14 protein-coding genes are annotated in these 15,058 nt (G+C 37.8%); 5 read left to right on the top strand and 9 right to left on the bottom strand.

The window, feature by feature from the left end:
- Positions 1-367: 367 nt before the first annotated feature.
- The 9 genes from clpX to LB454_RS11290 form a co-directional block, all read right to left on the bottom strand.
- Positions 368-1,600, bottom strand: coding sequence for an ATP-dependent Clp protease ATP-binding subunit ClpX (clpX, locus tag LB454_RS11250; RefSeq protein WP_224464771.1), 1,233 nt, complete (start codon positions 1,598-1,600; stop codon positions 368-370).
- A gap of 3 nt (positions 1,601-1,603) precedes the next feature.
- Positions 1,604-2,278, bottom strand: a complete 675-nt coding sequence (locus LB454_RS11255; protein ID WP_322962874.1) for an ATP-dependent Clp protease proteolytic subunit — start codon at positions 2,276-2,278, stop codon at positions 1,604-1,606.
- A gap of 108 nt (positions 2,279-2,386) precedes the next feature.
- Positions 2,387-3,709 carry a trigger factor gene (gene tig / locus LB454_RS11260; RefSeq protein ID WP_224464772.1) on the bottom strand — a complete coding sequence of 441 codons (1,323 nt, stop codon included), beginning with the start codon at positions 3,707-3,709 and terminating at the stop codon, positions 2,387-2,389.
- Between the two features lie 107 nt (positions 3,710-3,816).
- Positions 3,817-4,392: a CPBP family intramembrane glutamic endopeptidase gene (locus LB454_RS11265; RefSeq protein ID WP_224464773.1), complete on the bottom strand. Its 576-nt coding sequence runs from the start codon at positions 4,390-4,392 to the stop codon at positions 3,817-3,819.
- A gap of 22 nt (positions 4,393-4,414) precedes the next feature.
- Positions 4,415-4,765, bottom strand: coding sequence for a phage holin family protein (locus LB454_RS11270; RefSeq protein WP_224464774.1), 351 nt, complete (start codon positions 4,763-4,765; stop codon positions 4,415-4,417).
- A gap of 88 nt (positions 4,766-4,853) precedes the next feature.
- On the bottom strand, positions 4,854-6,410 hold the full coding sequence (locus LB454_RS11275) for an SGNH/GDSL hydrolase family protein (protein WP_224464775.1): 1,557 nt from the start codon (positions 6,408-6,410) through the stop codon (positions 4,854-4,856).
- Between the two features lie 9 nt (positions 6,411-6,419).
- Positions 6,420-7,676, bottom strand: coding sequence for an OmpP1/FadL family transporter (locus LB454_RS11280; protein WP_224464776.1), 1,257 nt, complete (start codon positions 7,674-7,676; stop codon positions 6,420-6,422).
- A gap of 115 nt (positions 7,677-7,791) precedes the next feature.
- Positions 7,792-8,559, bottom strand: coding sequence for an alpha/beta fold hydrolase (locus LB454_RS11285; protein ID WP_224464777.1), 768 nt, complete (start codon positions 8,557-8,559; stop codon positions 7,792-7,794).
- On the bottom strand, positions 8,560-9,273 hold the full coding sequence (locus LB454_RS11290; RefSeq protein ID WP_224464778.1) for a pyridoxine 5'-phosphate synthase: 714 nt from the start codon (positions 9,271-9,273) through the stop codon (positions 8,560-8,562).
- Between the two features lie 79 nt (positions 9,274-9,352).
- Here LB454_RS11290 and LB454_RS11295 point away from each other — a divergent pair, with 79 nt between their 5' ends.
- The 5 genes from LB454_RS11295 to LB454_RS11315 all read left to right on the top strand — a co-directional run bounded on the left by LB454_RS11295 (position 9,353) and on the right by LB454_RS11315 (position 15,049).
- Positions 9,353-10,009 (top strand): CBS domain-containing protein, encoded by a 657-nt coding sequence (locus tag LB454_RS11295; protein ID WP_224464779.1) that lies wholly within the window; start codon positions 9,353-9,355, stop codon positions 10,007-10,009.
- 8 nt (positions 10,010-10,017) lie between these two features.
- Positions 10,018-10,905 carry an NAD kinase gene (locus LB454_RS11300; RefSeq protein ID WP_224464780.1) on the top strand — a complete coding sequence of 296 codons (888 nt, stop codon included), beginning with the start codon at positions 10,018-10,020 and terminating at the stop codon, positions 10,903-10,905.
- Between the two features lie 99 nt (positions 10,906-11,004).
- Positions 11,005-11,715: a type IX secretion system protein PorG gene (gene porG, locus LB454_RS11305; protein ID WP_224464781.1), complete on the top strand. Its 711-nt coding sequence runs from the start codon at positions 11,005-11,007 to the stop codon at positions 11,713-11,715.
- 3 nt (positions 11,716-11,718) lie between these two features.
- Entirely contained in the window at positions 11,719-12,456 is a 738-nt protein-coding gene (locus LB454_RS11310) for an isoprenyl transferase (protein ID WP_224464782.1), read from the top strand.
- The gene (locus tag LB454_RS11315) at positions 12,392-15,049 is read left to right on the top strand and encodes a BamA/OMP85 family outer membrane protein (protein WP_224464783.1); all 2,658 of its coding nucleotides are present in this window, start codon (positions 12,392-12,394) and stop codon (positions 15,047-15,049) included. The genes LB454_RS11310 and LB454_RS11315 overlap by 65 nt, the downstream gene beginning before the upstream one ends.
- The last annotated feature ends 9 nt before the right edge of the window (positions 15,050-15,058 follow it).

A 15,058-nucleotide genomic window follows, 5' to 3' on the forward strand; every position in this document is an offset into this window, starting at 1 on the left:
AAGGTTTTTGGAATTAGATTTTAAAAATAGAAATTTTAAACATAACAATAGCAATCTTAGAACTTATAAAATAATCACCTCTTCCGGGCGGAAGCTTGAAGATTTAAATATGAATCAACTTTAAATTATATAAGTTTCTGAAATATATTTAAAATGACATTCCTATTGTCATTCCGACAGAGAAGCTTTTTCTGCTTCGACAAGGAATCTTTGATTTTATCGATAATAGAGATTCTTAAGCCGCAAAAAAAACTCCTTCAGAATGACAGTTTCAAGCTTTGAGCTTAAACTTTAATAAACATTGAAAGCATAAAAAAAACCTCATCAAATGAAATTGATGAGGTTTATATCATAGTTAAAGTCAGTTTTAACTCACTGCCTTCAGTTTTCTCAGGCTTGTTTTTTCTAAAGCTTTTTCAGCATAAGATTTGGTGACTTTAAGTTCTGTTTCATCACCTTCTGGCATGTCAAACATCGCATCTGTCAATATAGCTTCGCAAAGTGAACGTAATCCTCTGGCGCCAAGCTTGTATTCTAAAGCTTTGGTGACAATAAAGTCTAATGCTCCATCTGTAATTTGAAAATCGATATTATCCATTTCAAATAACTTCTGATACTGCTTGATGATTGCGTTTTTAGGCTCTGTCAAAATCAGTCGCAAAGTCTCCTTATCAAGCGGATCCATATAGGTCAATACAGGTAAACGACCAATGATTTCAGGAATAAGCCCGTAGTCTTTCAAATCTTTTGGAATGATGTACTGAAGGATGTTTTCCTTATCCACACTCTCACCCAGTTTTGAAGCCCCATAACCCACGGCCTGCATGTTCAAACGTTTGGAAATGTTTTTTTCAATACCATCAAAGGCACCACCAGCAATGAATAAGATGTTTTCGGTATTGACTTCGATAAATTTTTGATCAGGATGTTTTCTTCCTCCTTTTGGCGGAACATTCACTGTAGTGCCTTCCAAAAGCTTTAATAATGCCTGCTGAACGCCTTCTCCACTCACATCTCTGGTGATAGAAGGGTTATCGCTTTTTCGGGCAATTTTATCTATTTCATCGATGAACACGATACCGTGCTCTGCTTTTTCCACATTATAATCTGCTGCAGCCAGAAGTTTGGTTAGAATAGTTTCCACATCCTCACCTACGTAACCTGCTTCAGTAAGAACAGTCGCATCTACTATCGCTAAAGGCACATTCAACATTCTGGCAATGGTTTTAGCCACTAATGTTTTACCTGTACCCGTCTGACCAGCCATGATGATATTACTTTTTTGAATTTCAATATCATCTTTGGAAGTTGGCTGTAATAACCGCTTATAATGGTTATACACAGCAACAGACATCACTTTTTTGGTTTGGTCTTGTCCTATGACATATTGATCCAAGAAGTCTTTGATCGCCTTAGGCTTTCTCAGCTTCAATTCTGAAGTTAATTCCTCAGTACTATCCTGCTTGGATTCTTCTAAAACAATTCCGTGAGCCTGTTCTATACAGCGGTCGCAAATATGAGCGTCCAAGCCTGCGATGAGCAAGTTGGTTTCTGTTTTTTTACGTCCGCAAAACGAACATTCTAACTCTTCTTTTGCCATAATTTACTCTCTTGTCAATATTTCATCAATCATTCCATACTCTTTGGCAGCTTCAGCTTTCATCCAGTAATCTCTGTCTCCATCTTGATAAACGTCATCATAAGATTTGCCAGAATGTTTTGAAATGATTTTATATAATTCTTCCTTCAAAAGGATAATTTGGTTCGCCGTGATTTCTATATCATCTGCCTGACCTTGCGCGCCCCCCATTGGCTGATGAATCATCACTCTAGAGTGCGGCAATCCACTACGTTTACCAGCTGTTCCAGCACAAAGCAATACAGCTCCCATGGAAGCAGCAATTCCTGTGTTGATCGTCGCAACATCAGGTTTGATAAACTGCATGGTATCGTAGATTCCCAATCCTGCGTAGACACTACCTCCTGGTGAATTGATGTAAATCTGGATATCCTTTGAGGAATCTGTACTCTCCAAAAACAACAACTGTGCCTGGATGATATTGGCTACCTGGTCATTGATTGGCGTTCCCAAAAAGATGATTCTATCCATCATCAATCTGGAAAACACATCCATGGCCACGGCGTTCATCTGACGCTCCTCAATAATATTGGGAGTCATCGCCGTAGGAATCATGCTAGTGATGACTTTATCGTAATAATTGGCATTGACACCGTGATCTTTGGTGGCAAACTTTTTAAATTCTTTATCCATTTTCATAATATCCACTGTATTTTAAAACGAATATAGCTTGAAGCTAAACTCTAGCGTCCTTTTTTACTAAATGTTAACTTCAAGCTATAGGCTTTATCTTTAGGTTAAATTGACTTATTTGTAAATTTTGTCAACAAACTCTTTATAAGTCACTTCTTTTTCTTCAACTTCCATTTTGTCTTTGTACAACTGAAGCAATTTTTGAACCATCACTTCTTCTGAAAATTGTCTCACCTGCTCCTGGTTGGACATCAGGTTTTGGATAATGCCGTCCATTTGATCTTCTGGAAAATCCATCTGTCCAAACTGCATCATCTGCATTTTGATCTTTTCCTTAGCTACTTTTTTAACGTCTTCAATTTCAACTTTGATGTCGTTATCTTTAGCGATTTTGGCTTCAATTAACTGGTACTTGATGCCTTTTTCACTCTTTTCGTATTCTTCCTTTGCCTCTTCTGGCGTCAATTCCTTTTCACCCTGAGTTTGCAACCACTTCTGAAGAAATTCTGAAGGCAATTCAATGTTAGCTTTTTCAATAAGATGCTCGGTGACATCATTAAAAAATTGCTGATCGCCCTGCTGCTGAAAGGTTTGTTTAGACTGCTCTGCAATCTTTGCTTTTGCTTCTTCTTCTGAAGTTACTTCGCCTTCACCAAAAGCCTTGTCAAACAACTCCTGATTCAGTTCAGCTAAAACTTGTTCATTGATCTCTTTGATGGTGAATGTCAAGTCCACTTTAAGTCCGTCAACTTTATCCTGCTCAAGACCTAAATGTCTGGCTAAAGTCTCATCATCTTTGAACAATTTATTGGACTTTAAAGTCACCTGATCGCCAACTTTAGCTCCCAATAATTCTTTTTTATTGGTTTTTCCGTCGATGTCCTCTACTTTAAAAGTAGCTTCATTTTCAATACTTTCTTCCTCATTATGGAAAGTCCCAACAACGGTAAAGCCTTCTTTCACCTCTTCCTGAGTCACCAATTTTCCGTATTGACGCTGAATGGTTTTGATTTGGTTATCAATCATTTCGTCGTCTGCAGAAATATTGTAGTAAGTCACAGGTCCTTCACCTTCCAAAGTCACTTCAAATTCTGGAGCAAGCCCCAATTCAAATTCGAACGTGTACTCATCGGACTCCCAGTTAAGGTCATCTTGAGGTTTTGGAAGTGGATTTCCTAAAATATCGAGTTTCTCTTCTGTAATATAAGAGTTCAAGGAATCTTGTAGCAATTTATTGACTTCATCTACCAACACCGCTTGTCCATACTGCTTCTTGATCATTCCCATAGGAACCATACCTTTTCTAAAGCCTGGAATGTTGGCAGTTTTACGATAGTCTTTAAGTACTTTATCTACTTTTGGACTATAATCGTCTTTTTCAATATTGATTTTGACTACAGAATTCAGTTGATCTTTGTCTTCTCTCGTTATATTCATTCTAAAGGATTATTTTTTAAAAGCGCAAAATTACAATTTATTTCACTGCTTACCAAGTTTTTATAAAGAGGCAGGGTTCTCTAAAGCTTAAATAATTCAAAAAATAATCACTCTGTTTCTGAAGGAATGGATTGGGAGTCCCTCTTCAGTTTATAGAACATAATCACATCAAAAATAAAGTGAGCAGTCATGGCTGAATAGATATCCAAGTAGAGAACAAGGTAACCAAATCCTGCTGAAATGAAGATCAGAAATAAACCATAAATCGACTTTTTCCAGTCTTTGGTAGAAATATAGCCGTGAAGCAATACAAAAAGTATGGCGGCAAACCATAAGCCTAAAAGCGGCTGTAGTGCACCACGAAATAAAATTTCTTCGCCAACCCCAGCACAAAATGAATAAAACAAAATGTCTGTCCAGTGCAGGTCCAGACCTTTAAAGAGGCTGGCATAAAAGGTGCTTGTTTCTTTCAGCTGAGGCAATTTCAAAAGTAAGATTCCAACACATGCGGCTACAGCTCCAAAGCCTAATCCTACTGGAAGGGAAAGCATTAGGTTGTCATAGTCAAACATGTCAAAGTAATCCACACGATCTGAAAATGACAATACAAGGTAAGCGATTCCACTAAAGCCAAAGAGGGTAAAGACAGACAAGGCCAGCATGGCCTTTTTGGTTAAAAGCATAAAGATTTAAAATTTGTGATGTTTATCTCCTACCGGAACGCTCTGCTACAGAAAATATAAGTGACTGTAAAAAGGATAACAAAATACTAAACAGCACTGCCCACCAGAAACCATCTACACGAAAGCCTCCCACCAGTCCATCGGCCATCAAAATGATGACAGCATTGATGACCAATAAAAAGAGTCCAAAGGTTAGAACTGTAACCGGTAAGGTGAGTATGAGCAATATAGGCTTGACGAAAATGTTGAGTAAAGCTAAAAGCGCAGCTACAACAACAGCTGTAAAGAAATCTGAGACATAAACACCTCCTAAAACATTGGATAAGACTAGAACAATGATTCCGGTTAATATAATTTGTAATAAGGTTTTCATTAGGTTTAGGTTTGGTTTAGACTTCAAAAATAAAAAAACTGCTTCAATCAAATGATTGAAGCAGTTTTTTTAAGCTTTCAAATTAATGCTAGTTGACGTTATCACTAAAATTAATTGTTCCATAAGCACCAATATTGACTTCTGGCAAGTCAGACCCATAGGTCATATTAATCGCTCTTAAGGTTTCGTTGGCTACTAAAGCATACCCTCTTGGGGTTAAATGAACTCCATCCAGGGAAAAGCCTCCACCAGAAACAAAATCTGAAGTTACGATTCCACCAGGAAAGCTAATCCCTTGGGCAACATTTTGTAGCAATCCATCAGCATCTACAAATGCTAAACCATTGGCTTGAGCTAAACCTTGGATTGTAGAGTTATAAGAGGTTCTAGCAGTAGAAATCGCTTGCAATTCAGCTGTATCTAAAGCGTCCTGATCTTCGATTGGGTTAACAGCATTTAGAACTAGCTGACCTTGTTCAGGTGTAGGTGTTCCGCCTTGCTGAAGTATTCCAAGTACTTGCTGAACTTCTGGTGTAAGAGCCACTGAACCATAACCTTGACCTAATGCAGCTTGATCTATAGTAAGCAAAAGCAATTCATTTTCTTGCATTTGTCTAAAGCCAAGAGGATTTTCCTGAGTGACTGGCACTTCAATGATAAATCTATTTGGTCCTTCAGTAAAAGGAATAGCATATTGAGCTGCTAATGCTTGAGCCTGTTCTGGAGGAACACCCTGCTGTATCAATCCTTGAGTAAAAATACCAGCTACAGCTTGAAAAAAGCCTGTCAAATTGGCTGCAGTTGTAGCGTCTATTTCCAGTGCATTATTGGGAACTGTAGTAAAAAAAGGTATATCTGTCACATCTGGAATATTGTAAACCACACCCCCAGAAGCTGAAGCTATTAAACCATCTATCAATTGACTGTATACTCCAGCAAAAACATTAGGGTCTGTAATGTCGTTTGAAGCATAAGTTGATGGATCCAGGTTCCCAGTTTGATCTACTCCAGTACCTCCACTTGTTGCATATCCTAAAATATCATTATTTCCAATCCATAGGGTAAAAAACGAAGGACTTTGTGCAGCCGCATCTTCAATGATAGTTGCGTTATCTGAAGAGGAGAATCTAGCAAAATATGGATTTGCTTGTTGTGGTACGCCAGCAGCATTTCCATATCCTGATGCTACCAAGTGAAAACTTTTTGCTCCAGGCACACCCATATTATTAAATGGTCCATTTAACTTGTTGGTTACTTCTGTTTGAGGATCTCCTGCTATTGGAGACGGTGGAATTACGGGCTGTCCTGCATTGGAAGATAAAACTAACCTGTTATTAGTAATTTGATTTCCACCTAGTTTTAATCCGCCCAGATTATCTGCCATTAACGGCTGTTCAAATTCTCCACCTCCTACAAGCGCAAACTGGCCAGATAGAATATTAGGGTAAGAATTCTCCTGCCCCTGAATGTAAAGAGCGTTATCTGCAAATCCAGCTGTAAGTGAATTTCCTAAAGCAACATAGTTGGAAAAATCAGCTTCCCCAGCTGTATACACTTCATTATCTTCGATGGAATCATCGAATTCCGGCTCACAAGCGAAAAGCCCAAAAGCCAAGAACGGTAAGTATTTTATATAGTTTTTCATCGTCTTAAATTATAATTTGTAAGTTACTCCTAGCCCTGGCAGAAATGCGTTGGACTTATAAGTACCGCTAAATGGCACTGCCTGACCGTTTTCTACATAAGAGTCGTAGGACGCATCGACTTCCTGGAATCTCACGTAAAGGAATGAGGCATCGATAGCAAATTTTTCTGAAACTTGAAAAGATAAACCAGCGGTATACCCATTGGCATCATTTCTTGGGGTTTCTGGAGCAAAGAATCCAGCCTGAACAGGAGATTCGTCGAAATAATAGCCCACTCTAAGCTGCAGATTGTCTGTCGCCTGGTATTGAGCTCCCATTCTATAAATAGATGCATTCTTGTAATTTCTTGGGTTGACAGAGGTAGCTACATTAGGATCTGCAAAATCAATATCTAAAGAGTTGTAAACATCCCAAAAAGCTCTTTGATAATCGAAGGCGAATAACCATTTTTCATTCAGCTGGTAAGCAAATCCCATTGTCAATTCAGCAGGTAGAGGAAGGGTAGCGTCAAAGCCGGTTGTTCCGTTCTGAGGAGTTAAAGTAGAGTTTGGAAAATTTGAAAAGGTAGCTTCACCACCCTCTGCATTCAATAGAATTTCTGATCTATAGTTGAAACCAATTCGCAGCTCTTCCACTGGCGTAAACATAAAACTAGCACTCCATCCTGTATTGGTTACTCCAGAATCGTCAATTGTAATGTTGGATCTATTGCCCTGCTCATCGGTAAGCGTTCGGTTAGCATTACGATTGAAGTTCACATTCCCAGTGACAAAAATGGGACCACCACCAATACTAAAATGCTCGGATAGTTTTAAAGAAACCAAAGGTTGAATATAAATTGCGGAAAGGTCAATATCATTAACAAGGTGAGACCCTGGCCAATTTCTTTCCCATTCTACAGAACTTCCATAAGGAGTTGAAACCGATAAGCCCAGGCTTAACCATTCATTAACTTTGTATGCCGCATGGAAATAGAAAGGTGTTCCTGGATCCTGCTGAGTTTCTGCAAACTGCCCAGTAGACCTATTTTGCCATTTCACATTGGAAAAAACACCCGTCACACCAGCAGATACAGTTAGTTTGTCTTCCAAATAAACTAAACCTGATGGATTAAAAAATGCAGTTTCAGCAGAGTTTACTACACCTACACCTGCATGCCCCATAGCAAGAGCCCTTTGGCCTTGCGCTGCTACTCGATAACCCCCTGCATAGGCCGTAGCCGAGGCTAGCATAAGGAGTAATCCTGAAATTAAAAAGTTCTTCATATTGATTTCATTTAATTATTGAATTCTAAAAAAATCTAATTCAAATTTATCATTTATTAATAATTTCACAACATAAATTTAAAATATTATGCATGCATATTAAATTTATTTCAGTTTAAGAGTGAAGATGCTTTATACTAAGCTCGTAAAATGCGTTTCGCTTTTCGGCGTGCACCCAATGCCCAGCACCTTTAATTGTCTGAATTTCAAAACTTTGAAAATGAGAAGCTATATCATCTGCATCACTTTCTTGTATATAGTCAGAATTCTCCCCTTTTATAAATAAAGTTTCTCCAGAGTATGCAGCATCTTGAGGTAACCCTTTTCCAACTTCTTCAATATTTTGTTTTAAAGCTTCCAGATTTATTCTAAGACTGAGCTCTTCCTGAGTTTTCCAATACAGGTTTTTCAATAAAAACTGTCGGATTGGCTTTTCTGAAAGATACTTGGACAATAACTCATCTGCATCTGTTCTGGAGGTAAGTTTGGCTTCTGAAACCTTAGTCAATCCTTCTAAAATTTGCTGGTGATGTGGTGCATAATATTTTGGAGCGATGTCAACAATAATAAGCTTATCAACCTGTTCTGGATATAATGTCGCAAACCTCATAGCGGTTTTCCCTCCCATCGAGTGACCTATGATAGAGGCGAAATCCAGACCTTTATCTTGAAGATATTGCTTTATATCCTCTGCCAAAAGATCATAACTAAAGGCTTCATCGTGAGGACTTCTCCCATGGTTCCTTTGGTCAACAAGGTGCACTTCAAAACCTTCTTTGGCATAAGAATTTGCCAATGTTTTCCAGTTATCTCCCATTCCTAAAAACCCATGAAGAATAATGAGTGGTTGACCTTCTCCTTTTATTTTTGAATGCAATTTCATCTAACTTAATTTTTTCAAGTATAATTTTACAACAGGCTCCAGACCCTCGTAAAGTGCTTCAGAAATAAGGGCATGTCCTATGGATACTTCATCTGCAAATGGAATCTTCTGAGCAAAAAATTCAATATTATCCAGAGATAAGTCATGTCCAGCATTGATACCTAGACCTAGTTTTTTTGCTTCTTCTGCACAAATAATGTAGGGCTGAATCGCTTTTACTCTGTCTTCAATATACCCCTGAGCATAAGATTCTGTATACAATTCAATTCTATCTGCACCTACTTCTGCAGCACCCTGAATCATTTCAACTTCAGGATCAACAAAAATTGAAGTTCTGATGCCATGTGCCTTGAAGTTGGCAATCACTCCTTTCAAAAAGTCTTTGTGTTTGATAGTATCCCAGCCAGAATTGGATGTAAGCACATCTTCTGCATCTGGAACCAAGGTGACCTGCGCAGGCGTTACTTCCAAAACAAGATCGATGAATTTTTGATTTGGGTTACCCTCAATATTAAATTCTGTTGATACTACCCCTGAAAGTTCTCTCACATCAGCATAGCGAATGTGTCTTTCATCTGGTCTTGGGTGAACGGTTATTCCCTGAGCTCCAAAAGATTCTAAACGTTTTGCAGCTTCAACCACATTGGGGGTATTCCCCCCTCTTGCATTTCGCAAAGTCGCAATTTTATTAATATTAACACTAAGTCGTATCATTGTTACTTTTTAAACAAAAATACAATCAAAAGTGAGACTTTGCTTGTATTTTGTGTATTTTGCATGAAAAGATCATCTTATGATTTGGCAGAATTTTATAGACCAAACTTTACAGCCTGTTCAGGTATCGAATACAATTTCAGAAATTAAATCAGCGTTCAAAGCCTGTAAATTTAACCACCTTCCTGTTTTCAAAAAAGAGGTTTTTAAAGGCAGTATTAATATTGATGACCTTATAGATCTTGACCCTACGACAGTCCTTTCGGAGTATAAGTATCTGCTAGAAGTATTTTATGTGGAAACACACAAAACCAATCTGGACCTTATTCATGAATTTGCAAATCACCAGACGAACTTATTGCCTATTTTAGACGATACTAAAAAGTATGTGGGTGTGATGAAGCTTGAGGATGTGCTGGATCTTTTTGGAGAAAGTCCTTTTGTCGCAAATGAAGGCGAGGTGATGGTTTTGAGAAAAGAAAGGACCAAGTTTGCTTTTAGTGAAGTTGCTCAGCTTATTGAAACCTTGAATGCCCGCGTTTCAGGAATGTATGTAAGCCAACTTTCTAAGGAAACGATAGAAGTCACAGTAAAAGTCGAACACCAGGGCATCAACGAAATTCTACAAACCTTCAGACGTTACGACTACCAAATTGCCAGTGAGCATCCTGAAGATTTGTTTGCCGAGGATCTCAAAGAACACTCAGATTATCTCAACAAATATTTAGATATCTAGAAAAAACTATGGTAAATAAAGTCGCCATATTTGGTCAATCTTTCTATCCTGAAACTGAAAAATACCTCATTCAGTTACTGGATGTATTAAACACACATAGTGTTAAAGTCATCATAGAGAAAGACTACTTTAAGTTGTTACAAAAAGAAAATTCAGTAGAGAATTTAAGGGAGGTTACAACCTTTGAAACACTTGATGAATCTTTTGACTTGTTTTTCACCATTGGTGGAGATGGAACCATTTTGTCTGCGGCCAAATTTGTAAAAAACCTGAATATTCCAATCATTGGCATAAATACGGGTCGGCTGGGATTTTTGGCTACTGTGCATAAAGACGAAATCAAGAAAAGCATAGAAGACATTCTAAATGGTCATTACAAAATATCGGAGCGTTCTTTACTGGAGGTAAAATTAGATACTGACGAAAAGACACTTGGTGAATTTTCATTTGCTCTCAATGATGTATCCATTAGCAGAAAAGAAACCACTTCTATGATAACCATTGAAACCTGGCTAGACGATGAGTTTTTAAATTCCTACTGGTCAGACGGAATTATTATTTCAACTCCAACAGGTTCAACAGGTTACTCTCTGAGTTGTGGTGGCCCCATAGTAACTCCGCAAACCAAAAGTTTTATAATCACACCTATTGCCCCTCACAATCTGAATGCCAGGCCTTTAGTAATTCCAGACCATCTTGAAATCAAATTAAAAATTTCAGGGAGAGAAAATCAATATTTACTTTCTCTGGATTCGAGGCTTGCCAGCCTTGATAAAGACACTATTGTAAGAATTAAAAAAGCAGATTTCAACATAAAGCTAGTTTGGTTACACAATGACAGTTTTATCACGACCCTAAGGAAGAAGTTACTTTGGGGCCAAGATAAGCGGAACTGAAACAATAAAACAGGCTTAAACGTGTTTTTAGATTACAAAATAATGAAAACACAAACCATTGCATTCAATATTTATATATTTGCAAACTTTTGAAACTCTATGAGATATATATTCGGTGTCATCTCTTTTTGTTTGGGACTTCAGTTTTCATCGGCACAAACTTACGAAGCGGGTTTAATGCTTGGCGGGACTAATTTTGTAGGTGATGTAGGCTCAGCATCCTTTACAAAACCTAGAGATTACCTAAGCAGAGATAAGATATCTTATGGAGCTATTTTGAAATGGAACCGAAGTCCACGGCATGCTTTTCGATTTAGTGCCATGCGCATAAATACATTTGACGACGATAGAAGATCTGATGAACCAAGGAGAATCAACAGAGGCTATGCCTTTGAAACTTCACTTACTGAATTATCTTTAGGACTGGAATTCAATTTTTTTGAATGGGATTTACACGAACTTAAGAGGCCACTTTTCACACCATACATATATACTGGACCAACTTATTTTTTCACAAATGAATTTTATGTTGAAAACAATGAGCTGGTTGAAGGAGAATCCACTTTCAATTTTGCAATTCCACTTGTTTTCGGAGTCAAGGGCACGTTGAGCAGACATTGGATACTAGCTGCAGAGTTTGGAGCTCGTTATACCTTTACAGATAATTTGGACGGAAGTGCTCCAGATGAAATAAACAGTCAAACAAATTATCCTACCTTTGGCAATTCAAATATGAACGATTGGTACATATTTACAGGAATAACGCTTACTTACACCTTCGGTCGTAAGCCTTGTTACTGCAATTTTTAGTAAATGGATTTTAAGTCAAACATCATAGTAGAAAGGTTACCAAAGCACATCGCCATCATAATGGATGGCAATGGGCGCTGGGCAAAAAACCAAGGTTTAATGCGCGTAAGAGGTCATGAAAAAGGGACCAAAGCCGTGCGTGAAACCGTAGAAGGTTGTGCAGAATTGGGCGTTGAGAACTTGACATTGTACGCTTTTTCTACTGAAAACTGGAAACGACCAAAACTGGAAGTTCAAACCCTCATGAAGCTACTTGTTTCTTCCCTTAAAGAAGAAATCAAAACCTTACAGGATAACAAAATAAAGCTACAGGCTATAGGATGCATAGCCAATTTACCTCCAAAAGCCAGGAAGGAATTAAAAGAAGTTATTGATAAAACTGCGCACAACGACCACATGACGCTCACCCTTGCTTTAAGCTATGGCTCCAGAGAAGAACTGATCCATGTGGTAAAAGAAATAAGTGAGAAGGTAAAAAATAATATAATTGATTCAGAAACTATTGATGAATCTACAATAAATAAGCATCTTTACACCCAAAATTTACCAGATGTAGATATGATGATACGTACCAGCGGTGAGCAACGTATCAGTAATTTTTTACTCTGGCAGATGGCCTATGCAGAATTGTATTTTACAGATGTTCTTTGGCCTGATTTCAGAAAAGAAAACCTTTTTGAAGCAATTTACGAATACCAAAAAAGAGAAAGAAGATTTGGAAAAACAAGTGAACAACTCTAAGTACACCTTATTGTTTGCTAGAACAACAAAGTATATATCAGTTCTGGCCCTTATACTACTCAGTGCATTTGCAAGCGCTCAAAATTCCCCTCAGGAAGCAGCTGGTAAAAAATATACCCTCGGAGACATCGAAGTCATAGGATCTTCCAGTTATAATGAGCAAACAGTCATCGCATTTACAGGCCTCAAAAAAGGTGAAGAGATTTACATACCTGGTGAGAAAATCAGCAAGGTTTTAAAAAAGCTCTGGGATCTTGGACTTTTCAGTGATATTAATTTCTACCTTAAAAATGTTGATGGGAATACGGCAGACCTTCAATTGGAAATTGTTGAAGTCCCTAAGCTTAACGAGGTCAAAGTAAGAGGCATAAAAAAGAGAAAACGATCTGAAATCATAAAAGACAACAAGCTTCAAAGAAATACGAAAGTAACCGAAAACTTTGTCATTAATCTTCGTAATAATATTGAAGATAAGTATAGAGAAAAAGGATACTTGAACGCCAAAGCAAAAATCAATACCACTCCTGTTGTAGATACAACCTCTACAGACAACCTGGTGGATATGACAGTAAACATTGAACGCGGTGATAAAGTAAAAATCAGCTCTATCAATATTGAAGGCAATGAGGAATTCTCAGACTGGAGAGTGAAGCGCATGATGAAGAAAACCAAGGAAAAATTCTTCTTAAGATTTTGGAAACGCTCGAAGTTTATTGAAGATGAATATGAGGCTGACAAAGAAAGAATTGTTAAAAAATTCAAAGAAAAAGGATATAGAGATGCTAGAATAGTAAAAGACTCTGTAACTGTAAATTCTGATACTGATATCGCTATAGATCTCCAGGTAAGAGAAGGCAGACGTTACTACTTTGGTGATATTGAGTTCTTGGGAAATTCTGCTTATACCGATTCACAACTCAAGCAATTGATGGGAATTCGTAAAGGAGACCCTTATAACGGGACTATCCTTCAGAGTAAAATAGCCAATAATGAAAAGCCAGATGCTGATGATATCACCAACTTATATCAAAACAGCGGTTATCTATTTTCAAACATCACCCCTGTTGAAACAAGAATTTATAACGATACCATTGACTTTGAGATCAGAATAAATGAAGGCAAAATTGCTTATTTTAACGAAATTACAGTTACAGGAAATGACAAAACCAATGACAATGTCATCTTTAGAAATCTAAGAACACGTCCTGGACAACAATATAGTAAGCAGGACGTAATGAGCACCATTCGTGAACTTGGTCAGCTTGGATTTTTCAATGCAGAAAATCTTGAGCCAAAGTTTGAAAATGTAGACCCTCAATCTGGAACTCTGGATTTGCATTATGTTGTAGAAGAACAAGGAAGTAGCCAGATTGAACTACAAGGTGGTTATGGTGGCGGTGGTTTCATCGGTACATTAGGACTGAGATTCAACAACTTTTCAATCAAAAATATTTTCAATAAAGAAGCCTACAAACCAGTTCCAATGGGCGATGGACAATCACTTTCGCTTAGAGCACAAGCAAGTATAGCTTTCCAGAACTATAGCTTATCTTTCGTAGAACCGTGGTTGGGTGGTAAAAAACCTGTACAACTCTCTGTATCGCTTTCTCAGACCATTCAATTCTTGTTCAACCCTTTAACGAGAAGGGCAGATAACGACCGTAGCTTCACTATTTCTGGTATCAATGTAGGTTTTGCCAAAAGATTAAGAGAGCCCGATCAAAACTTTACACTTTCAACCTCTGTGGGTTATCAAAATTTCCAGCTCAATAATTATAACATCGGTTTGTTTAGGTTCCCTAATGGTACTTCCAATAACTTATCATTCACAGTTGGATTGAACAGAAACAATACGTTTACCAACCCCATTTTCCCAATGGGCGGGTCGGAGTTTGACTTTTCTGTTAAATTCACTCTACCGTATTCAGCCTTTAATGATGTAGATTATGCAGGTCTTCGAGAAGACAGGAATGAAGCTTTAGCAAACAATGATTCTGAAGCTTTAGCTGAAATTGATCAGCAGAGATTCAACTGGTTAGAATTTTACAAAGTAAAATTTAGTGGTGACTGGTATAATAATTTGTTTGATAAATTAGTTTTAAGAACAAGGTTTGAGTATGGATTTTTAGGAGCCTATAACAACGACAGAGGTATTCCACCTTTTGAAAGATTCTTCTTAGGAGGTGATGGTCTTGCAGGTTTTGCACTGGACGGACGTGAGATTGTTGCTTTAAGAGGTTACCCTAACCAGTCGATACTTCCTAGAACAAGGAGTGTAGGTGGTGAAGAAAGTTTCAACGACGGTGCTTCTATTTATAATAAATATACCATGGAATTGAGATACCCAATCACTTTGAAACCAACAGCCTCTATATATGGTCTTGCTTTCTTAGAAGGTGGTGCTACGTTCGATCAGTTTAAGGATTTCACTCCTTTTGAAATGAGTCGATCTGCAGGTGCTGGATTGCGTATTTTCATGCCAGCCTTTGGCTTGCTAGGTATTGATTTTGGATACGGATTTGATCCCATTCCAGGATCCAATACAGGAGCTAATGGCTGGGAAACTCACTTTATAATTGGTCAACAATTTTAAAAGTGGCAT

The sequence above is a fragment of the Psychroflexus montanilacus genome (assembly GCF_020164535.1).
GTDB classification, from domain to species: domain Bacteria; phylum Bacteroidota; class Bacteroidia; order Flavobacteriales; family Flavobacteriaceae; genus Psychroflexus; species Psychroflexus montanilacus.